Source organism: Kluyvera fluvialis, assembly GCF_059725275.1.
Window position 1 is genome coordinate 3,864,608 of record NZ_AP046142.1, and the last position, 19,156, is coordinate 3,883,763.

Annotated in this window: 19 protein-coding genes and 1 tRNA gene; 7 read left to right on the forward strand and 13 right to left on the reverse strand. The window is 45.8% G+C overall.

Annotation, left to right across the window (positions count from 1 at the left end):
* Positions 1-76: 76 nt before the first annotated feature.
* The 5 genes from AC6I4B_RS18360 (at position 77) to arsA (AC6I4B_RS18380) (ending at position 3,885) form a co-directional block, all read left to right on the forward strand.
* Positions 77-400 carry an ArsR/SmtB family transcription factor gene (locus tag AC6I4B_RS18360; RefSeq protein WP_004129363.1) on the forward strand — a complete coding sequence of 108 codons (324 nt, stop codon included), beginning with the start codon at positions 77-79 and terminating at the stop codon, positions 398-400.
* Between the two features lies 1 nt (position 401).
* Positions 402-1,115 (forward strand): arsenical resistance protein ArsH, encoded by a 714-nt coding sequence (gene arsH / locus AC6I4B_RS18365; RefSeq protein WP_200025895.1) that lies wholly within the window; start codon positions 402-404, stop codon positions 1,113-1,115.
* Positions 1,116-1,123: 8 nt separating this feature from the next.
* Positions 1,124-1,669 (forward strand): sigma-70 family RNA polymerase sigma factor, encoded by a 546-nt coding sequence (locus AC6I4B_RS18370; RefSeq protein ID WP_497767216.1) that lies wholly within the window; start codon positions 1,124-1,126, stop codon positions 1,667-1,669.
* 75 nt (positions 1,670-1,744) lie between these two features.
* Positions 1,745-2,107, forward strand: a complete 363-nt coding sequence (locus AC6I4B_RS18375; protein WP_032620707.1) for an arsenic metallochaperone ArsD family protein — start codon at positions 1,745-1,747, stop codon at positions 2,105-2,107.
* Positions 2,108-2,127: 20 nt separating this feature from the next.
* Positions 2,128-3,885: an arsenical pump-driving ATPase gene (arsA, locus tag AC6I4B_RS18380; RefSeq protein ID WP_497767218.1), complete on the forward strand. Its 1,758-nt coding sequence runs from the start codon at positions 2,128-2,130 to the stop codon at positions 3,883-3,885.
* A gap of 30 nt (positions 3,886-3,915) precedes the next feature.
* Here the strand turns inward: arsA (AC6I4B_RS18380) and arsC are convergent, their stop codons facing one another.
* From arsC to arsR, 5 genes are read right to left on the reverse strand one after another with little or no spacing between them, the layout of a single operon-like run.
* Complete coding sequence (gene arsC, locus AC6I4B_RS18385) at positions 3,916-4,341, reverse strand: glutaredoxin-dependent arsenate reductase (protein WP_039556180.1); 426 nt, start codon at positions 4,339-4,341, stop codon at positions 3,916-3,918.
* Positions 4,342-4,353: 12 nt separating this feature from the next.
* Entirely contained in the window at positions 4,354-5,643 is a 1,290-nt protein-coding gene (gene arsB, locus AC6I4B_RS18390) for an arsenite efflux transporter membrane subunit ArsB (protein WP_497767220.1), read from the reverse strand.
* Positions 5,644-5,690: 47 nt separating this feature from the next.
* Positions 5,691-7,442 carry an arsenite efflux transporter ATPase subunit ArsA gene (gene arsA, locus AC6I4B_RS18395; RefSeq protein WP_497767222.1) on the reverse strand — a complete coding sequence of 584 codons (1,752 nt, stop codon included), beginning with the start codon at positions 7,440-7,442 and terminating at the stop codon, positions 5,691-5,693.
* A 17-nt stretch (positions 7,443-7,459) separates the two neighbouring features.
* Positions 7,460-7,822, reverse strand: coding sequence for an arsenite efflux transporter metallochaperone ArsD (gene arsD / locus AC6I4B_RS18400; RefSeq protein ID WP_497767224.1), 363 nt, complete (start codon positions 7,820-7,822; stop codon positions 7,460-7,462).
* Between the two features lie 47 nt (positions 7,823-7,869).
* Complete coding sequence (gene arsR / locus AC6I4B_RS18405) at positions 7,870-8,220, reverse strand: As(III)-sensing metalloregulatory transcriptional repressor ArsR (protein ID WP_039272869.1); 351 nt, start codon at positions 8,218-8,220, stop codon at positions 7,870-7,872.
* A gap of 205 nt (positions 8,221-8,425) precedes the next feature.
* Here arsR and AC6I4B_RS18410 point away from each other — a divergent pair, with 205 nt between their 5' ends.
* Together AC6I4B_RS18410 and AC6I4B_RS18415 are read left to right on the forward strand one after the other, a co-directional pair.
* Complete coding sequence (locus tag AC6I4B_RS18410; RefSeq protein ID WP_497767226.1) at positions 8,426-10,126, forward strand: ATP-dependent nuclease; 1,701 nt, start codon at positions 8,426-8,428, stop codon at positions 10,124-10,126.
* A 1-nt stretch (position 10,127) separates the two neighbouring features.
* On the forward strand, positions 10,128-11,753 hold the full coding sequence (locus tag AC6I4B_RS18415) for a UvrD-helicase domain-containing protein (RefSeq protein ID WP_497767227.1): 1,626 nt from the start codon (positions 10,128-10,130) through the stop codon (positions 11,751-11,753).
* A gap of 174 nt (positions 11,754-11,927) precedes the next feature.
* On the opposite strand, the gene AC6I4B_RS18420 is transcribed toward AC6I4B_RS18415, so the two are convergent.
* The 8 genes from AC6I4B_RS18420 to proB all read right to left on the reverse strand — a co-directional run bounded on the left by AC6I4B_RS18420 (position 11,928) and on the right by proB (position 19,144).
* Complete coding sequence (locus AC6I4B_RS18420; protein ID WP_497767229.1) at positions 11,928-13,619, reverse strand: DUF2326 domain-containing protein; 1,692 nt, start codon at positions 13,617-13,619, stop codon at positions 11,928-11,930.
* Complete coding sequence (locus AC6I4B_RS18425) at positions 13,606-13,842, reverse strand: ABC-three component system middle component 6 (RefSeq protein WP_015461032.1); 237 nt, start codon at positions 13,840-13,842, stop codon at positions 13,606-13,608. Before AC6I4B_RS18425 ends, AC6I4B_RS18420 begins: the two co-directional genes overlap by 14 nt.
* Positions 13,829-14,329 carry an ABC-three component system protein gene (locus AC6I4B_RS18430; RefSeq protein ID WP_497767231.1) on the reverse strand — a complete coding sequence of 167 codons (501 nt, stop codon included), beginning with the start codon at positions 14,327-14,329 and terminating at the stop codon, positions 13,829-13,831. The genes AC6I4B_RS18425 and AC6I4B_RS18430 overlap by 14 nt, the downstream gene beginning before the upstream one ends.
* A gap of 68 nt (positions 14,330-14,397) precedes the next feature.
* Positions 14,398-14,760 carry a hypothetical protein gene (locus AC6I4B_RS18435; protein ID WP_039556197.1) on the reverse strand — a complete coding sequence of 121 codons (363 nt, stop codon included), beginning with the start codon at positions 14,758-14,760 and terminating at the stop codon, positions 14,398-14,400.
* Between the two features lie 470 nt (positions 14,761-15,230).
* Entirely contained in the window at positions 15,231-16,427 is a 1,197-nt protein-coding gene (locus AC6I4B_RS18440; protein ID WP_497767232.1) for a tyrosine-type recombinase/integrase, read from the reverse strand.
* A gap of 163 nt (positions 16,428-16,590) precedes the next feature.
* A tRNA-Thr gene (locus AC6I4B_RS18445) sits at positions 16,591-16,666 on the reverse strand.
* A 113-nt stretch (positions 16,667-16,779) separates the two neighbouring features.
* The gene (gene proA, locus AC6I4B_RS18450) at positions 16,780-18,030 is read right to left on the reverse strand and encodes a glutamate-5-semialdehyde dehydrogenase (RefSeq protein WP_497767234.1); all 1,251 of its coding nucleotides are present in this window, start codon (positions 18,028-18,030) and stop codon (positions 16,780-16,782) included.
* Positions 18,031-18,040: 10 nt separating this feature from the next.
* Positions 18,041-19,144 (reverse strand): glutamate 5-kinase, encoded by a 1,104-nt coding sequence (gene proB, locus AC6I4B_RS18455; protein ID WP_497767235.1) that lies wholly within the window; start codon positions 19,142-19,144, stop codon positions 18,041-18,043.
* Positions 19,145-19,156 lie beyond the last annotated feature (12 nt).

The following is a 19,156-nucleotide window of genomic DNA, read 5'->3' on the forward strand; positions in this document are numbered from 1 at the left end:
AGATAACTCGAACTTGGTTTTCTCCATGAAATACACTATATTTCCACTATTCCAGAAATATAGAAATGAGATGCAAATGGAGCTTTCGAAAGCAGCAGAAACCCTGAAAGAGCTCGGTCATCCTACGCGCCTGAGCTTGTATAGAGAGCTGGTTAAAGCCGGGCATGAAGGTCTACCGGTTGGCGAGCTGCAGAAGCGGCTCGAAATCCCAGCGTCTACGCTGAGCCATCATCTTTCCTCGTTGATATCAGTTTCTCTGATAAGGCAGGAACGTCAGGGTAGAACGCTCTTTTGCCATGCTCGATATGAAAACCTTGAGGCTCTGATTGCCTTCCTGACAGAAGAATGCTGCTCAGGGACTGACGACTGCCTCACCATGTCCCAGAAGACGGAGAAGTAAAATGACAGGTGATCTTAAGAATGTTGATTCGGATTTGTTCGACACTTCAATCACAGAGGCAAGATTAGGTGTCCCTGCCGTTCCTCATCCTCCGCGAATCCTCATGCTATACGGCTCTGTACGTGAACGCTCTTACAGCCGACTGGCAACGGAAGAAGCGGCAAGGTTACTGACCGCCATGGGCGCAGAAGTGCGGATCTTCAATCCTTCTGGCTTGCCTCTTCCTGATGATGCGCCTGACTCGCATCCTAAAGTCATGGAACTGCGCGAGCTGGTTCGTTGGTCCGAAGGGATGGTGTGGTGTTCCCCTGAACGCCATGGTGCGATGACCGGCATCATGAAAGCCCAGATTGACTGGATACCACTTTCGGAAGGCGCTGTTCGCCCTTCTCAGGGAAAAACGCTGGCCGTAATGCAGGTCTGCGGTGGCTCTCAGTCTTTCAATGCCGTAAACCAGATGCGCATTCTTGGCCGCTGGATGCGGATGATCACCATCCCGAATCAGTCCTCTGTGGCAAAAGCCTGGCAGGAGTTTGATGAAGGTGGACGAATGAAACCGTCGTCTTATTACGACCGCATCGTGGATGTAATGGAAGAACTGGTGAAATTTACTCTGCTAACCCGAGGTAACTCAGCCTATCTCGTTGATCGCTACAGCGAACGAAAAGAGTCGGCAGAAGAGCTTTCCCGGCGGGTTAATCAGAGCAAAATTTGAGGGCTGCTATGAGTGATGTAACGGCATTCAACAACTGCATGAGCGTGTTCTGGCGGCAACATGAAGCCGAACTCTCTCGCTTTCTGACATCGAAGACAGGTAATAGCGAAAAAGCAGCAGACCTTCTGCAAGAGCTATTCCTGCGTGCCCGCGCTCATTCAGACAGTTTCTGCGAGATGGAGAATCCGCGAGCCTGGCTATATCGGGCGGCGAGGAATCTGCTGATTGATGAGTACCGCACCACCAGGGAGTTTGTTGAGCTGGAAGAAGATGCCCCATTAACAGACGCATCCCCTGATGCAATCTCAACGCTGGATATTTGCCTGCCTGAAACATTACAGGCTTTACCCGAAGATGAGCGATGGTTGATTGAAGAGTCCGACCTTAACCGGCGTCCCCAGCAGTCTCTGGCCGATGAACTGGGAATTACGCTTACGGCGTTTAAATCCCGACTACTTCGGGCCAGAAAACACCTGAAAGAGACGATGACAGAACTTTGTCAGATTGAGGCGGATGACACGTCTTCCGTCTGCTGCCACAAAAAAATGAATTAATCGCGCATCTTTTCCCCACCACCTTCGTTTACCTCAGTGTAAAGCCAAATGACTAAACACTGAGGTAAACAGTCCATGTCAAAAATTGAGATCTTTGAAGCAGCAGGCTGCTGTGCAACCAGCAGCGTTGTAGTCAGTGACGAAGCCGTCAAATGGAACGCCAGCGCCGAATGGGCGAAAAAGAATGGCGTTGATATACAGCGCTACAGCCTTGCGAAGAACCCGCAGCAGTTCCTGAATTCGCCGGTCATTAAAGAGTTTCTGAACACATCAGGGATGGAGTCTCTCCCTGTCACCTTGCTCGACGGCAAACTCGTGATGGCAGGCAAACTCCCGACTCGTGAAGATATCGCCCGTTGGGCAGGTATTCCGCTTAGTCAGGACTGGAGTGAAGACAGCACGCAACCGCGCTGCTGCAGCATTCCACGTATGCCTTAATTCCAGAGGAGCAATCACTGATGAATATGCCATTTTTAAAAGACATTCCCCCGTTCATCTTCTTCACTGGCAAAGGTGGCGTGGGTAAAACATCCCTGGCCTGTGCTACTGCGGTATGGCTGGCCGATCAGGGTAAGAGAACGCTTCTGGTGAGTACCGATCCGGCTTCCAATGTCGGCCAAGTCTTTAGCCAGACTATCGGCCACCGAATCACAGATATCAGTACCGTAGAAAATCTTGCCGCGATGGAAGTTGATCCGATGGCTGCAGCACAGGCATATCGTGACCGAGTACTCGACCCGGTTCGCGGGCTGATGCCAGCTGATGTGGTCAGCAGCATTGAAGAACAGCTCTCCGGTTCATGCACTACGGAAATCGCGGCATTTGATGAGTTTAGTGGTCTTCTTACCAACCATGAGTTGCGGGAAAAGTATGACCATATCGTATTTGATACTGCGCCAACAGGTCATACCATCCGTATGCTTGAGTTGCCGGGGGCCTGGAGCGGTTATCTCGAAGCGAACCCTGATGCCGCCGCTAACCTCGGGCCGCTGGTGGGGCTGGAGAAACAACAGCACCAGTACTCAGACGCGGTTAAGGCGCTGTCTGATGCAGCTCTCACGCGCTTGGTTCTGGTTGCCCGAGCCCAAGCTTCAACACTGAAAGAAGTCTCTCATACGCACGATGAGCTTTCTGCTATCGGTCTGCAGCATCAACACCTTGCCATTAATGGCGTGCTGCCGCCGTTTGCGGGTGAAAATGATCCACTGGCGCAAAGTATTCTGGCTCGAGAAGAAAAAGCATTACAGGCAATGCCAGAGAACCTGGCGAACCTTCCCCGCTCGCAGCTGTATCTGAAGCCATTTAATCTGGTCGGTCTGGAAGCCCTGCGTCAGTTATTTACGGAGAACAAAGCCTCGCTGCCGCTCCCTGCTACTACGCTGAATACTTTGGATTTACCGAAACTTGCCTCTCTGGTAGATGAACTCAGCCAGACAGGCAAAGGGCTGGTCATGACGATGGGTAAAGGCGGTGTGGGTAAAACGACCGTTGCGGCATCGGTGGCGGTATCCCTGGCTAAGCGCGGTCACAAAGTTCACCTGACTACATCCGATCCGGCGGCACATCTGTCTTACACGCTGGATGGCTCGCTGCCAAATCTGCAGGTCAGCCGCATCGACCCGAAGGTGGAGACAGAGCGTTATCGCCGTTTTGTACTGGAGAATCAGGGCAAAGGATTAGACGCTGAGGGACTGGCGGTGCTGGAAGAAGATCTCCGCTCGCCATGTACTGAAGAGATCGCCGTCTTCCAGGCATTCTCGCGGGTAATCAAAGAGGCAGACGATCATTTTGTCATTATGGACACCGCGCCAACGGGTCACACTCTTCTGCTACTGGATGCGACTGGAGCCTATCACCGGGAAATGGTGCGCCAGATGGGGCAAACACAAGACCATGTGATGACGCCAATGATGCAATTGCAGGACCCGGAAAAGACGAAGGTGATGATCGTGACGCTTGCCGAAACGACACCTGTACTGGAAGCCGCTAACCTGCAGCAGGATCTGCGTCGAGCTGGCATCGAGCCGTGGGCATGGGTTGTTAATAACAGCCTGGCAGCTGCTCAACCGTCTTCACCTTTCCTGAAGACCAGGGCGAACCGCGAGCTGCCTCTCATCTCTGATGTGGAAGAGCAGTATGCAAAGCGTATTGCATTAACAGCGCTACAGAGCGAAGAGCCGATTGGTATTGACCTGCTGGAAGAAATGGCGAAGTAATAATGAAGGGGGCAAATGCCCCCTTCATCTTTATTTCAGTCTTTTACCTGCATCATCAACGACTTTTTCACCATCTTCCTTGGTGAATGCCGCTTTCTGAGCATCTGGAAGGATATCCAGAACAACCTCCGAAGGACGGCAAAGTTTAGTTCCCAGTGGCGTCACTACGATCGGACGGTTGATCAGAATTGGATGCTGCAGCATAAAGTCGATGAGCTGGTCGTCAGTAAATTTATCTTCTGCAAGACCCAGTTCCTCATACGGCTCGACGTTCTTACGCAGCAAAGCACGGACGGAAATGCCCATATCCGCAATAAGTTTGACCAGCTCATCGCGTGAAGGTGGAGTCTCAAGGTAAAGAATAACGGTCGGCTCGATACCGCTGTTGCGGATCATCTCCAGCGTATTACGCGACGTGCCGCAGGCTGGGTTGTGATAAATGGTGATGTTGCTCATATCAGTATCTCATTACAAAGTGAAAGAGAGACGTAGCGCCAGCGCGGCCAGCGTTACAAACAGCACAGGCAGAGTCATGACGATCCCGGTACGGAAATAGTATCCCCAGGTGATGGTCATGTTCTTCTGTGAAAGGACATGCAGCCAGAGCAGCGTTGCCAGGCTACCAATAGGTGTAATTTTCGGTCCCAGATCGCAGCCAATCACGTTGGCATAAATCATCGCCTCTTTGATAACGCCTGTTGCGGTGCTGCCATCAATAGAGAGAGCACCAACCAGCACGGTAGGCATATTGTTCATGATGGAAGACAGGAAAGCCGTCAGGAAGCCGGTACCAAACGTCGCGGCCCAAAGTCCTTTATCTGCCAGCACGTTCAACACACCGGAGAGGTATTCTGTTAGTCCGGCATTACGCAGACCATAGACCACCAGATACATTCCCAGAGAGAATATGACGATCTGCCATGGCGCACCGCGAAGCACTTTGCCAGTGTTAATGGCATGGCCTCGCTTCGCCACCGCAAACAGAATGACAGCCCCTACAGCAGCAATCGCGCTGACCGGGATACCCAACGGCTCAAGGACGAAAAAACCAACCAGAAGAAGGATCAACACTATCCAGCCAGTTCTGAAGGTTGCCAGATCTTTAATCGCCTTTGCCGGTGCTTTCAGGAGAGCCAGGTCGTAAGTCGGTGGAATATCTTTGCGGAAGAACAGATGCAGCATCACCAGCGTGGCGATAATAGCGGCAATATCCACCGGCACCATTACCGACGCATACTCAGTGAAGCCCAGTCCAAAGAAGTCCGCCGAGACTATATTCACCAGGTTCGACACGATAAGCGGCAGGCTGGCCGTATCGGCAATAAAACCGGCAGCCATGACAAATGCCAGCGTGGTGCCTTTGCTGAACCCTAATGCCAACAGCATGGCGATGACTATCGGCGTCAGAATAAGTGCCGCACCATCGTTGGCAAACAGTGCCGCCACCGCCGCACCGAGCAGAACGATATACGTAAAGAGCAAACGTCCACGACCGCTACCCCAGCGGGAAACGTGCAGCGCTGCCCATTCGAAAAAACCCGATTCATCGAGCAGAAGGCTGATAATAATCACGGCAATAAAGGTCGCCGTCGCATTCCAGACAATATTCCACACTACAGGGATATCACCAAAATGGACTACGCCAGAGATCAACGCCAGTACTGCGCCCAGTGTCGCACTCCAGCCGATCCCTAATCCCTTCGGTTGCCAGATAACCAAAACGATGGTCAGGACAAAAATAGCGCCTGCCAGTAACATAAATCCTCCAGACAGGACGGCTCTGCCGCCCTGTATATACAAAAAAATTAAACGGCCAGCTCTCTGAGTTTCTCGATGCCAGTGGGTTCAGCAGCCATTACCGGTACTAACGCAATGCGGCTTACATGCTGGTTCTTCACAGCCTCGATTTGAGGAAGCTCTTGTCGGGCGCGCTGGCAAAGTAGTGGTGAATGCGTCTGTGCAATCGAAAGGCTGTTATTGATAATCCAGCCCCAGGGATGAATCCCCGCACGTTCAAGATCGTACTGCAGGTTTGCCGCTTCCAGTACAGGTGTGGTTTCAGGCAGAGTGACCAGCAAGACTTTGGTACGTTCCGGGTCCTGAAGCTGCATCATCGGAGTGGTAAAATGACCTTTATCCCCCATCTTCCGGGCAATCTCACGGTGATAAGCCCCGGTAGCATCAAGCAGTAATAGCGTATGCCCGGTAGGTGCCGTATCCATGATCACAAACCGTTTGCCTGCTTCACGGATTACGCGTGAGAACGCCTGGAACACCGCAATCTCTTCTGTGCAAGGAGAACGTAAATCCTCTTCGAGCAGCCGTTTCCCTGCCTCATCCAGATCCCTGCCTTTCGTCTCAAGAACATGCTGACGATAGCGTTCAGTTTCATCGTGAGGGTTGATTCGGCTGACCTGCAGATTTTTGAGGCTGCCATTGAGCGTTGTACTGAGATGTGCAGCAGGATCGGAGGTGGTGAGATGCACATCAAAACCCTTATCCGCCAGACTAACGGCGATAGCCGCAGCCATTGTGGTTTTACCCACACCACCTTTACCCATCAGCATAATCAAACCGTGTTCACTGCGGGCGATATCATCAACCAGGACAGACAACGACATATTCTCTGGCTTGTTCGGTATGCTTTGTTCAGGAAGCGATGTTATCTCAGCGTGTTCGTTGAGCAGGCCTTTCAATGCGGACACACCAACCATGTTCAGCGGTTGAAGGAATAGTGTATCTGTCGGCAAGCCAGATAACCCAGCAGGAAGATTTGCCAGCGCCTCTTGTTCCCGTTGCCATATTGTAGCGGCCAGGGCGTCACGTTCAGCTTCGGTTTTAGGCAGCACACCATTAATAACCAGGTACTGGTTTTTCAGGCCAATTGCGGCGAGTTCTTCATGGGTGCGGGCGACTTCCTGCAGCGTAGATTTTTGCAGTCGTGCAACCAGAACCAGGCGGGTACTTTCAGGATCGGATAACGCCTCTACCGCATGAGCATACTGCTCACGCTGCTTTTCCAGCCCCGCCATCGGCCCAAGACAGGAAGCACCATCTGGGTTACTTTCGATGAAGCTGCTCCAGGCTCCGGGAAGCTGAAGAAGGCGAATAGTGTGGCCCGTTGGGGCAGTATCAAAAATGATGTGATCGAAGCGGGTTAGCAGAGAAGCGTCGGTCAGTAAGCCCGTGAATTCGTCGAATGCCGCAATCTCTGTCGTACATGCCCCCGACAGCTGCTCGCTGATACTGGTGACGACATCATCAGGTAGAAGACCTTTAATTGGGTCAACGATTCTGTCGCGGTATTGCTGGGCGGCTTCCTGCGGGTCAATCTCCAGAGCCGAAAGACCAGGCACAGCAGTCACGGGCTGAATAGTGTTACCGATAGTCTGATCGAATACCTGACCGACGTTAGAAGCCGGGTCGGTACTGACAAGCAGAACACGCTTTCCCAGTTCAGCCAGACGTATAGCCGTTGCGCAGGAAATCGAAGTTTTTCCTACACCTCCCTTACCGGTAAAAAACAGGTAAGGCGGGATATTCTGTAAGAATTTCATATGTCCTCCTGACATACTCAACAACAGGAAGTTTTACCACTACAGCAGCTGGTAGAAGCTAACCCCACCTTTTCCAGCGGTATACCAAACCAGCGAGCCAGTTCTGCGCGTTTTGGGTATCGCCCGGCCATCACCGTTTCACCATCCAGTAACAGCAGTGGAAGCCCTTCGGCTCCAGAAGCTTCAAGGAATGCTTTCGCTTTTTCGTTCTCAACGAAGCTCATCGGCTGTTGCGCCAAGTTGTAACGTTCAACCTGTACACCACGTCCTTTCAGCCATTGAACATCAGCAGAAAAATCGACCAGAACCTGATCGACATCTGAGCCACAAACGCCGGTACTGCAGCACATCGCCGGATCAAACACCGTTAACGTTTTCATCTTTAACACCTCACATTCGTAAAAACATATATGTACAGGCAAAATTTTTAGATACAAACAGCCTTACCGCTGCCAGAGCAGTTGGCCGATGCCAGCTTACGGGCGATGGCCTGAACGTCGTCCTGTTGGCTTAACCAGGCCTGCTCAATCACCTGAGCAGCCCAGGAAGGAATATGCGGGGATAAGCGGTAGTGAACCCATTTCCCCTGCTTGCGATCCAGCAATAGGCCACTCTCCCGAAGCATTGCAAGGTGGCGGGAGATCTTGGGCTGTGACTGTTCTAGCGCAGTGCAAAGGTCGCACACGCACAGCTCTCCCATCTCTCTGAGCAGCAACACGATGCCCAAACGGGTTTCATCGGAGAGGTTTTTGAAGAGTTGTAATGCTATGATTTTCATCAAATTTAACGAAGCCTTGAAATTGTGTTGCTTAAAGAATAGATGCATTGAATATGGTAAATCATATATTTAACATGATAGTAGTCCCTTCGTTTAACCAAATCAACTAATAGATCTTCCGCAAAAAATGAGCAAAATTCGGTTGCATAGTTTACGTGATACCTCATCATGAAATAGATTTTTTACTTTAAAGAGGGATTTTAAGTTGGAAATATCATCTCTGAAACTCAAAGGTTTTAGAAACTTTAAAGATGCACACATCAATTTTAACTCAAATACTCTGGTCATCGGTGCCAATGATGTTGGCAAAAGTAATATGTTGCATTCGCTAAGAATGCTATTAGATAAAAGTATATCAGATTCAGAAATTGAACCAAATGAACTTGACTTTCATTTAGAAAATGGAAAATCATGTGAAGAATTTGAAATTATTATTCATTTTAAAGATATCAATGAAGATGCAGTACTTTCAATTTTGAAAGGGAATGTCAGTGACTCAGGTGAATCGTTCATTAAGTACATTGCACAAAAATCCGATCTCAGCTATAAACTTTTCATTGGTGAGTCTTTAGAGTCTTTACAAGAAATCAACTCTCGCTATTATCTTAAATTCGTTAATTTAAAATATATTCAATCACAACGAGATTTAGAGAGATTTATTCGTAAAGAAAAAAGACAACTATTAAAAATCGCACAGCAATCATTGAACTCTGAAGAAAGAGAAGAAGATGACGATTTGTTAGGAGAGATAAGTATAGATTTACAGTCTATTAATGATAAAATATCTCAACTTATATATGTAGAAAGAGCTACAAAAGATGTCAACGATGAGTTAAAAAAACTTGCGCATCATTACTCAGAGTATTCTGTGCAACTAGATACTGGGGCAATTGGAATAAATGACTTTATTGACAACCTACAGCTTGGAGCTAATACAAATGGTTCTAATGTTATGCTTGGAGGAGACGGGCGAAACAATCAAATATTATTAGCATTATGGAAAGCGAAAAGTATTAAGGAACATGATATCGAGAACGAGGTTATCTTCTATGTTATCGAAGAACCTGAAGCACACCTACATCCTCACCAACAAAGAAAACTGGCTGATTATTTGATATCAGAACTTCCAGGTCAAACGATCATTTCATCCCACTCACCACAAATAGCTGTAAACTTTGAACCAGGCTCAGTAATAAGGTTGCTTGACCGTGCTGGACACACAGTAGCCGCAAGTGAAGGGTGTTCTAAAGATATTTCGGATGGCTGGGAAGGAATGAGCTATCGGATGAGTATATTGCCAGCAGAATCGTTTTTTTCAAATGGAGTTTTCTTAATCGAAGGACCATCAGAAGTTTTATTCTACCATTCTTTAGCCGAAAATTTAAACATAGATTTTGATTATTTAAATATTTCACTGGTTTCAGTGGACGGAATATCATTTAAGATTTACGTAGCTATACTAGATGCTTTAGAGATCCCATGGGTAATGCGAACGGATAACGATATATCTAAACTTAAAGATCAAGACAAGTGGCAATATTCAGGTATAAACCGATGTTTAGATATAGCCGGTTTGGAAAAGTTTGAACATAGCGACATACAAATATTACCTATAGATACTCTGACCAGCGGTGATTGGCAAACAGTTTCTGAAGAAATAAATAAATGCGGGGTATATTTATCCAAAGTTGATTTAGAAACTGATCTGGTAGGAGAATTAAGCGCACCAATTTTAAACGCTTTAGGTAAGAAAAATGACCAAGGTGCGATAGAGTACTTACAAAAGAAAAAAGCATTAAGAATGCGTGAACTTCTTAAAGATATAAAAACAGACCTTCACAAACTTAATGCCGGTGAATTAATTAAACCGTTAAACCATCTTGTAAAAATAATTAGAGGTGAATGAAATGAGTACTTTCTCACCAACACCTCAGCAAACATTAGCCATTGACTACACCGGAAGCATGGTAATAACAGCATGTCCGGGAAGCGGTAAGACTACGGTTATAAAAGAAAAAATCAGAAATATTACCGACTGTCTTCCAGAGCATAAAGGGGTCATTGCAATTACATTCACAAAGAAAGCAAGTTCAGAACTGGAACGTAGATGCAAGGCTGAAGGACACAATGTAAAACATAGTTTCTTTGGTACTATTGATAGTTTTTGCTTAAAGGAAATAATTATTCCATTTCTTTCAAGGGTATGGGGAGGAACACCAACAGAATGCAAAGTCTTAAAGAAATTGGAATCTCCATATAACCATTTCATAGAAAGCAATTTTTCTGGCACACCATCAGTTATTAATATCAATGAGGACCCTGGATATAAAAAACTATACGATGAGGGAATACTTTGGATGGGGTCATTCTCGGCCTTAGCATTAAAAATAATTAATGAATCATCTGCTGCGAAGCGGTATATCAAAGCAAGATATAGCCATATATTCATAGATGAGTATCAAGATTCATCTTTATCTCAGCATGAGCTATTTCTAAAAATAAACGAACTTGGCTTATGCTCCATTGCTGTTGGTGATGTTCGGCAATCAATCTATGAATTTAGAGGAGGGAATTCGGAGCTTCTTTTAGAATTGGTAAGTAATACAGAATGCTTTAAGCATTTTGAGATAAATTTCAACCATAGATGCCACCCATCAATAAGCAATTATGCTTCAAGATTGCTTGAACCATCCTATGTTTTACTACCTGCGGATGAGATAAGAGTATTTAGGAGACGACTTAATGGAAATCTTAAAGATGCTGCTGTTACGATTTCCTCCTGGATTTCAGGATGGCTGAGTAGTGGCGAATGGAAGTTAGAAAAAGCAAATCAAATAGCAATTTTAGCAAGAAAAGAAAAATCACTAACATTATTCTGCTCTGGATTAAACTTAAACTTCAGGCTTTATGTTGACACACCTCTAGATAAAATTGGTACTGATTGCTCAGATCTATACAAAGATCTGTTAGCATACAAGTACGGCTCTATAAGTACAGCACAAGATTTTATTAACAAAGTTTTTGATGGGGTTATAGTAGATGATAACACTCTGCTCTTACTAAGAAAAAAAATAAAAACAATTAGAAATGAATTAACAAATGAAGATTTAATACATAAGTTTCATGATATTGCATATATTTTAGGGATAAATTCAACAGAACATACTGATGGGGCTGTAATAAGAACAATCTCAGACGATATTTTAGTCAAACAATTCAAACCATTAGATGATAATGAGATACAAGTAATGACCCTTCATAAATCTAAAGGTCTGGAATTCAAATTAGTATTTCACTTAGATTTAGATGAATGGTCCTTCCCATTTAGAGAATATAACAGCGAAGACAGATACACACCTCTATACCCGACGCTTAAACAAGAACTTAACCTCCACTACGTTGGTATAACCAGAGCTGAGAATTGTTGCATTCTTATTAACTCATCTCTCAGAGAAAATGCATCTGGGGACTTTAAAAACACAGATGAATCATATTTCTTCAAATTACCGCAGTTAAATGATCTGTATAGTTGAACTTTGTAATCATTTACATAGGAGGGATAATTCAAAAAACCCTCCTTTAATTTTAACACTCAACACACTAAGTGTAAAAATATGAACACCAACATGCTGATTATTAATTTTCGCAATTGGTTTATAAGGAGCAACATTCCAGAAGAACGGCTGCTAACTTAGCAGCCTGCAGAATTAAAGCTTAAAAAATTTATTATCTTGAGATAATTCAAGAATAATATAACGATTATATTTCTGGTAATCTTCTTTTATTAATTTATCAGACAGCATAGATACAATATGTTGCCCTGACAATTTAATCGACCCATCAAAAATTTTGCGAACGTGTTTAATATCGATTTCATCAATAGAATCGTGTAGTACAAAGTTAGGTCTCAAAGCTTTTTTATCACAAACGGTCTTGATATATGCTAGATCGAAAGTAACAACCTCAAGTCTCTTTAACCCACCTTCGTTATTTGACTCCACATCATCTACATGTGGGGTACATTCGCCCTTTTCTTGATCTAAATTGAGACTGAATTTGTACTCAACACCATAAAAATCACGAGTGTATTCTTTGAAATTATCTATGAATTTATCTTCGAAAGAGGTTACGCAAGTAAGTTCAGACTCCAGCTGCCCTGATAATTCAGTTAAGCTTTGCCTTTCTATAGCCAACTTTGAATCAATATCATCTTTTTTGTCAATTATGGCTGTCAGCTTGGCTAATTCTTTATCTAGTTTACCGATTTCCTTCATTGCATCAGAAATCTCTTCTATTTTCTTTTTAGATTTAAGCTCATCGAAAAGACTCTGCTTCTGATTTTTTAACTGACCGAACTTAACCGTTGCTTTTTCATGTTCAGCTTGAAGCTTATCCAACCCATGAGAAACAAATTCACGCTTAGTACTTAGAAGATGTGCGTGGAACGCAAGTGCTTGCCGGTAATCCTGAAGGGTAGATTCTATCTTAACTGATGCGTATTCATAAATTGCCTGTAATTCATCTAACAAATGAACTTGTTCATTACTCTTAAGTATTTCATTAGTTTCTAGGATGTTTTTTATTTTTAAATCTAACGACAATATTTCATCAGACAAGGCATTCTGCTCATCATCTACCCTATTAATTTTAGAGACTATTTCTAGCTTATCGATTCCTTTTTCAGACGATAAAAGAGACCTCTCCAACTTAGAAAGTTCTCGTCTCATATGGGTTATCGAACTAACAATCTTATCTTGAGAAATAACACTATTAAACGCTTTAAGGTTTCTTTCATAACCTTTTATAGCAGTCTTTAGTTTATGTATTTTGGTAAGTATTTCAGTGTCATTAAAGTTAAACAAATATAGAAAAACAGTACTAACATCTGACTTGGAAACATTCCTGCCATTGTCAAAGTTAACTGTTTTTGTCATACGGTGTTGCGTTGTTCTAAAGAATTTTGGAGCGAGTTTTCTAAGCGTTGGTTTAGCAGAGCTAACATTAAAAACACTACCCATGATATGATGGATATATTCTTTACTTGTTACTTCTCTCCCGTTTAAAATATAACTTTGCAAGTCTACATTAGTAGAGAGCCTACGCTTAATAATACTATACTGGTTGTCTAAACCTAAATATTCTAATGATACGTGCACTTCATTTCTAGTGAAAAGTTGTTCAATTTCTTTTTTAGGTGTTTGAAACTCTTCATCAATATAGATAGGCTTAATTGAGCCATCAAACAAATAGTCCAGAATCCTTCCCAACGTAGATTTACCAACACTATTACCAGGGTCATCAGACTCCTTTTTACTTGTTATTATATTTAAATTCTCGAAAAACGGTATCGAGCGTATTTCTTTTCCATCTATCTCCAATAAAAACCTAAGCAACTTCATTAATAAAAACCTCGTTCCGATCGTAGCTAATAGCTGAAATTATATACAACCAGTCCAGCGCTAAAATTATATGGTCTACAGAAACAGAAAGCTCTTTTTCCCCAGTTTTCATTAGTTGAGTGATCTTTATACGCCCTCTTTTGCATTCTTGTAGCTGCTTCAGAATGAATCCACCGATGTAGAGCACGTTCATCTCTGGATGAGATCCTTTAGTTGGTAGCATTATTTGGATTCTCCAAGACACAGCACTCTACAAAGGCATGCGCAACGACAACATTTAAGCCAATTTCCACTTGCTCTTTGTATTGAGTGACATTTGCTGAACTATAAACGAATTTCCTCAGTTGTTTAATTACATCACTGATTATGTCGTCAGCATGCTGTCGTACTTTTGTTATGTCTGGTTCAAAAGAATCGATCTCATACTTATCTAATGAATTACAGTACATTCCATTTAATAACTCCATAGCTGATTGTTTACCATTTATTATATTTTGTTCTGCAAGAGTGTAGGCTCTTTCAATATGAGAGGAGTAAGATTTGTATTGCAAAACTATACGACGCTTGCTATTAAGCATATTGTGTTCTATTTTTTTAGCAACATTAGCAGGGAAAGAACGATCACTTCGGTCGATATTAACTTTAGCTGATGCAATATCTCCAATTATAACATTGATAATAGAATCAACATTATTTTCTGAAGTTTCCACATTGTAGAAGTCACCTTCAATGTTATGAATGTCAAATCTTGTTTCATACATAGGTAAGCCCAGAAAAATTATTTATTGTAAATAAAGTCGCCTTTAATTACACCTTGGTTAAAATTATTTTTTCCGTGTTGATGCACTTCTTGATAATTATCATGAATATCATTTTTTTCGGTATTTATTATTTTCTGTTGTAGAATTGTATTCTGAACATTTAATTCATTGTTAGAGATTTCTAGAGTCTCAACTTTCTGTTTAAGAGTATTATTTTGAAATTTTAGGTCACTATGTGTAATGTGTAGGTCCCTGAATTTCTGTTCAATCTTGGTCACGTTGCTTTTTTGTACAAAGGCATATATGCAACTGGCAACGGTACAGATCCAAGCGATAGCTACGAAAGGTTCGCTGCCAAAGAGTTTCCAAAATTCTTGCATTTCTTATCTCGACGTCTATACATGTGAACATACATTGTACAATTCACACACATAGTGTGCCACTAAAAGGTGCATAACTTACTCATAACTATAAAAGAGTTCGTCTGAATTGCTCAGCGGAAAAGTGTTCCATCTTGCCCTCGTACAGAGTAAGACATTGAAGATGTTTTCTCTTTCTGCCCACGCTGCATCTGGCCTCTGATTGTCGCCCTTACACAACCAGCCATAGTCAGTAAACTCTTAGTTTAGCAGTAACCTGTCCCACATTAATTAATACAATGTGGTATGGGTAACCTTCGCTTCTGGTACTAAGCAGTGCCGTAATACGCAGATCTAACCTTTCTGAAGCAAGAGTAAATGCAACTCAGTAAAAAAAAGAAATTTTCTGTTATTGAACCCCTCCGTTTGGAGGAGTTCAGCTTGTGTTTTCATTCTATCTAACGAATAAGTAGCTAAGTTTTTAGGTGAAATTATGATGCTATGATTAGATTAAATTTACCAATGTTATCAATGTAATCCGCATACCACTGCATCATCTCCCTCCGCCCTTCCAGATACAACGCATGGTTGTACGTCCCACGAATCGCATTCTTATCGACATGCGCAAGCTGGGTTTCAATCCATGCCGTATTGAACCCTTCCTCGTGCAAAATCGTACTCATCGTGTGACGGAAACCATGCCCCGTTACCTTCCCCGTATACCCAATCCGTTTGAATACCTGATTAATACTCGCTTCACTCATCGTCTTGCGGGGATCATTACGTCCCGGGAACACCAGTGGATATTGCCCTGACATCACTTTGAGTTGCTGTACGATTTCCAGCGCTTGGGTAGAGAGGGGGACAAGGTGAGGCCGTTTCATCTTCATTCGGTCGGCAGGAATTTCCCACACCGCTTTCTCAAGATCAAATTCACTCCAGAAAGCACCTCGGAGCTCGCCGGTACGAACTCCCGTAAGGATCAGCAAACGAGCGGCAAGAACAACTAACGGGCTGCCTGTATAGCCAGAGAGAGCTTTAAAGAAGTCTGGTAACTCCTCAACTGTAAGGAAGGGATAATGCTTCGATTCATGTCCTGACATCGCGCTGGTTAGATCCGCCGCAGGATTGTATTCCGCACGACCGGTAACGATGGCGTAACGAAAGACTTCGCTGCAGCGCTGGCGAACCTTCTTAGCCTTCTCTGTCGCGCCACGGCTTTCCATTCGACGCAGCACATTCAGCAGAACCAGTGGTTTGATTTCATTCACCGGAAGTTGGCCGATATAGGGGAAAATATCTTTATTGAAAGCTTCGATAATGTCGGAGGCATAGCCTTCTGACCACCTACTCACTTTCGTACCGTGCCACTCAAGTGCCACAGACTGAAACGTGTTGTTGAGTTGCACATCGCGAACCAGCTTTTCTTCTTTCTTGGCAAAAGATGGATCGATACCCTCAGCCAGCTTTTTCTTGGCGTCGTCACGCAGTGCTCTTGCTTGCGCAAGCGACACTGCTGGATAGACACCGAAAGCCAGACGTTTCTCTTTTCCATTGAAGCGATACTTCATCCGCCAGTATCTGGAACCAGAGGGAACAACCTCAAGATACAAACCAGCACCATCTGCCAGCTTATAGGCTTTCTCTCTGGGTTTAGCTGCGTCTACCTGTCTCGCATTAAGTTTCATTGGGGGCATCTCCCTGGACCGAACACAGAATGCCCCCACTTATGCCCCCAACTGTGACTTGATTTCGGTTGAGTCCAGTTGATAACAGGAGATAAGATACGGGCCATGAACCGCAGTATACGGGCTTTTAGTTGATTTCGGTAGACTTGGGAAGAGTTTGAAATGGTGCCGATAATAGGAGTCGAACCTACGACCTTCGCATTACGAATGCGCTGCTCTACCAACTGAGCTATATCGGCCCTGCAAGAAGTGCTCACGAGTGTGAATCACGGTGTAGAAGGTTAAAACTAACCGAGCGATGCGTCAATAGTCAGGTTAATCAACCGCCTATTTTTGCATCGCTCGCGATTAATTACGCACGAATGGTATCTTCGCCGAAGCCTATCCACTTGTAAGTGGTCAATGCTTCCAGCCCCATTGGGCCACGGGCGTGCAATTTCTGCGTGCTAACCGCCACTTCCGCGCCCAGGCCAAACTGACCGCCATCGGTAAAGCGGGTTGAAGCGTTAACGTACACTGCAGAAGAATCCACTTCATTGATGAAACGGTTAGCATTGCTCAATGTGCGGGTCAGAATGGCGTCGGAGTGCTGCGTGCCGTGTGCACGGATATGCGCAATCGCCCCGTCCATATCGGGAACCACCACCACATTCAAATCCAGCGACAGGAACTCGTTGTCCAACTCTTCCGGCTTCAGCGCGACCAGGTTAGGCGCACCTTTCAGCTTCTGCATGACCGTTTCATCACCGTGCAACGTTACGCCACTGGTCGCCATCTGTTGGCTTAAGGCTGGCAGGAAACGGTCGGCAATGGCCTGATTTACCAGCAGAGTTTCTACGGTGTTGCAGGTGCTCGGGCGCTGGGTTTTGGCGTTAACGATAATCTTCAACGCAGGTTCAATTTCAGCAGTATCATCAACATAAATATGACACACGCCGATACCACCGGTGATAACCGGAATCGTCGCCTGCTCGCGGCATAGTTTGTGCAGCCCCGCGCCCCCGCGAGGGATCAGCATGTCGATATATTTGTCCATGCGCAGCATTTCACTGACCAGCGCACGATCCGGGCTTTCAATCGCTTGCACTGCCGCTTCCGGCAGGCCGCACTCTTTTAACGCGCGCTGAATAACGCCGACCGTAGCCGCGTTGGTGCGATAAGTTTCTTTACCGCCGCGCAGAATCGCCGCGTTGCCGGTTTTCAGGCACAGCGCCGCGACATCAACGGTGACGTTCGGGCGCGCTTCATAAATAACACCAATCACGCCAAGCGGGACACGACGGCGTTCAATTCGCAGGCCGCTGTCGAGCAGGCCACCGTCAATCACCTGACCTACAGGGTCGGCTAATGTGCAAACCTGGCGGACATCGTTGGCGATCGCCGACAAACGAGCCGGAGTCAGCGCCAGACGATCAAGCATCGCTTCACTCAGGCCGCTTTCGCGAGCCTGGGCCAGATCATCAGCATTCGCGCGCAGGATGTCGTCACTTTGCGATTCCAGATAATCAGCAATTGTTTCCAAAACCCGATTTTTTTCGCGGCTGGATAACAGCGCCAGTTTGTAAGAGGCCTGCTTTGCCGCAATGCCCATTTGTTCCAGCATGTTGAACTCCTTAACGGGTGATCATGTCATCGCGGTGAACCGCTACAGGGCCGTACTCATAGCCGAGGATTGCGTCAATTTCCTGCGAGTGGTGTCCGGCAATCAGGCGCAGCGCGTCGCTGTTATAGCGGCTTACACCGTGGGCGATGTCGCGGCCTTCAAGATTGCGAATACGGATCACTTCACCACGAGAGAAGTTGCCTGTCACGTTTTTAATGCCTTTTGGAAGTAATGAACTCCCCCGTTCCAGAATCGCGGCGGTAGCCCCTTCATCGACAATCAGTTCACCCGCCGGTGGCGCGCCGAAAATCCAGCGTTTACGGTTCTCAAGCGGTGTGTCCTGGGCATGGAAACGCGTACCCACGGAGATATTCGCCATAACGTCACCAATCACGCCCGGCAGGCTGCCTGCGGCAATAATGGTGTCGATACCCGCGCGGCAAGCCACGTCGGCGGCCTGTAACTTAGTGCCCATGCCGCCAGTGCCCAGGCCAGAAACGCTGTCCCCAGCGACGGCACGTAGCGCGTCGTCGATGCCGTGAACATCTTTAATCAGCTCTGCATCAGGGTTGCTGCGCGGATCGGCAGTAAATAATCCCTGCTGATCGGTCAGCAGCAGCAGTTTATCCGCCCCTGCGAGGATAGCCGCCAGCGCGGAGAGGTTGTCGTTATCACCGACTTTGATTTCCGCCGTGGCGACGGCGTCATTCTCATTAATGACCGGCACGATGTTGTTATCCAGCAGCGCACGCAGCGTATCGCGCGCATTGAGGAAGCGTTCACGGTCTTCCATGTCCGCGCGGGTCAGCAACATCTGGCCGACGTGGATGCCATAAATAGAGAACAGTTGTTCCCAGAGTTGAATCAGGCGGCTTTGGCCGACGGCGGCCAGCAGTTGTTTGGAGGCGATAGTCGCGGGCAGTTCAGGGTAACCCAGATGCTCACGCCCGGCGGCAATCGCTCCTGACGTTACAATGACGATTCGGTGCCCAGCTGCATGAAGCTGAGCGCACTGGCGAACCAGTTCAACAATGTGCGCGCGATTCAGGCGGCGCGATCCGCCCGTTAAAACACTGGTGCCCAGTTTGACCACCAGCGTCTGACTATCACTCATGATTCTCTGCCG

Bases quoted from the DNA above. Each gene is read 5' to 3' on its own strand.
- AC6I4B_RS18360 (WP_004129363.1), top strand. From the start codon at position 77: ATGGAGCTTTCGAAAGCAGCAGAAACCCTGAAAGAGCTCGGTCATCCT.
- arsH (WP_200025895.1), top strand. From the start codon at position 402: ATGACAGGTGATCTTAAGAATGTTGATTCGGATTTGTTCGACACTTCA.
- AC6I4B_RS18370 (WP_497767216.1), top strand. From the start codon at position 1,124: ATGAGTGATGTAACGGCATTCAACAACTGCATGAGCGTGTTCTGGCGG.
- AC6I4B_RS18375 (WP_032620707.1), top strand. From the start codon at position 1,745: ATGTCAAAAATTGAGATCTTTGAAGCAGCAGGCTGCTGTGCAACCAGC.
- arsA (WP_497767218.1), top strand. From the start codon at position 2,128: ATGAATATGCCATTTTTAAAAGACATTCCCCCGTTCATCTTCTTCACT.
- arsC (WP_039556180.1), bottom strand. From the start codon at position 4,341: ATGAGCAACATCACCATTTATCACAACCCAGCCTGCGGCACGTCGCGT.
- arsB (WP_497767220.1), bottom strand. From the start codon at position 5,643: ATGTTACTGGCAGGCGCTATTTTTGTCCTGACCATCGTTTTGGTTATC.
- arsA (WP_497767222.1), bottom strand. From the start codon at position 7,442: ATGAAATTCTTACAGAATATCCCGCCTTACCTGTTTTTTACCGGTAAG.
- arsD (WP_497767224.1), bottom strand. From the start codon at position 7,822: ATGAAAACGTTAACGGTGTTTGATCCGGCGATGTGCTGCAGTACCGGC.
- arsR (WP_039272869.1), bottom strand. From the start codon at position 8,220: ATGAAAATCATAGCATTACAACTCTTCAAAAACCTCTCCGATGAAACC.
- AC6I4B_RS18415 (WP_497767227.1), top strand. From the start codon at position 10,128: ATGAGTACTTTCTCACCAACACCTCAGCAAACATTAGCCATTGACTAC.
- AC6I4B_RS18420 (WP_497767229.1), bottom strand. From the start codon at position 13,619: ATGAAGTTGCTTAGGTTTTTATTGGAGATAGATGGAAAAGAAATACGC.
- AC6I4B_RS18425 (WP_015461032.1), bottom strand. From the start codon at position 13,842: ATGCTACCAACTAAAGGATCTCATCCAGAGATGAACGTGCTCTACATC.
- AC6I4B_RS18435 (WP_039556197.1), bottom strand. From the start codon at position 14,760: ATGCAAGAATTTTGGAAACTCTTTGGCAGCGAACCTTTCGTAGCTATC.
- AC6I4B_RS18440 (WP_497767232.1), bottom strand. From the start codon at position 16,427: ATGAAACTTAATGCGAGACAGGTAGACGCAGCTAAACCCAGAGAGAAA.
- proA (WP_497767234.1), bottom strand. From the start codon at position 18,030: ATGCTGGAACAAATGGGCATTGCGGCAAAGCAGGCCTCTTACAAACTG.
- proB (WP_497767235.1), bottom strand. From the start codon at position 19,144: ATGAGTGATAGTCAGACGCTGGTGGTCAAACTGGGCACCAGTGTTTTA.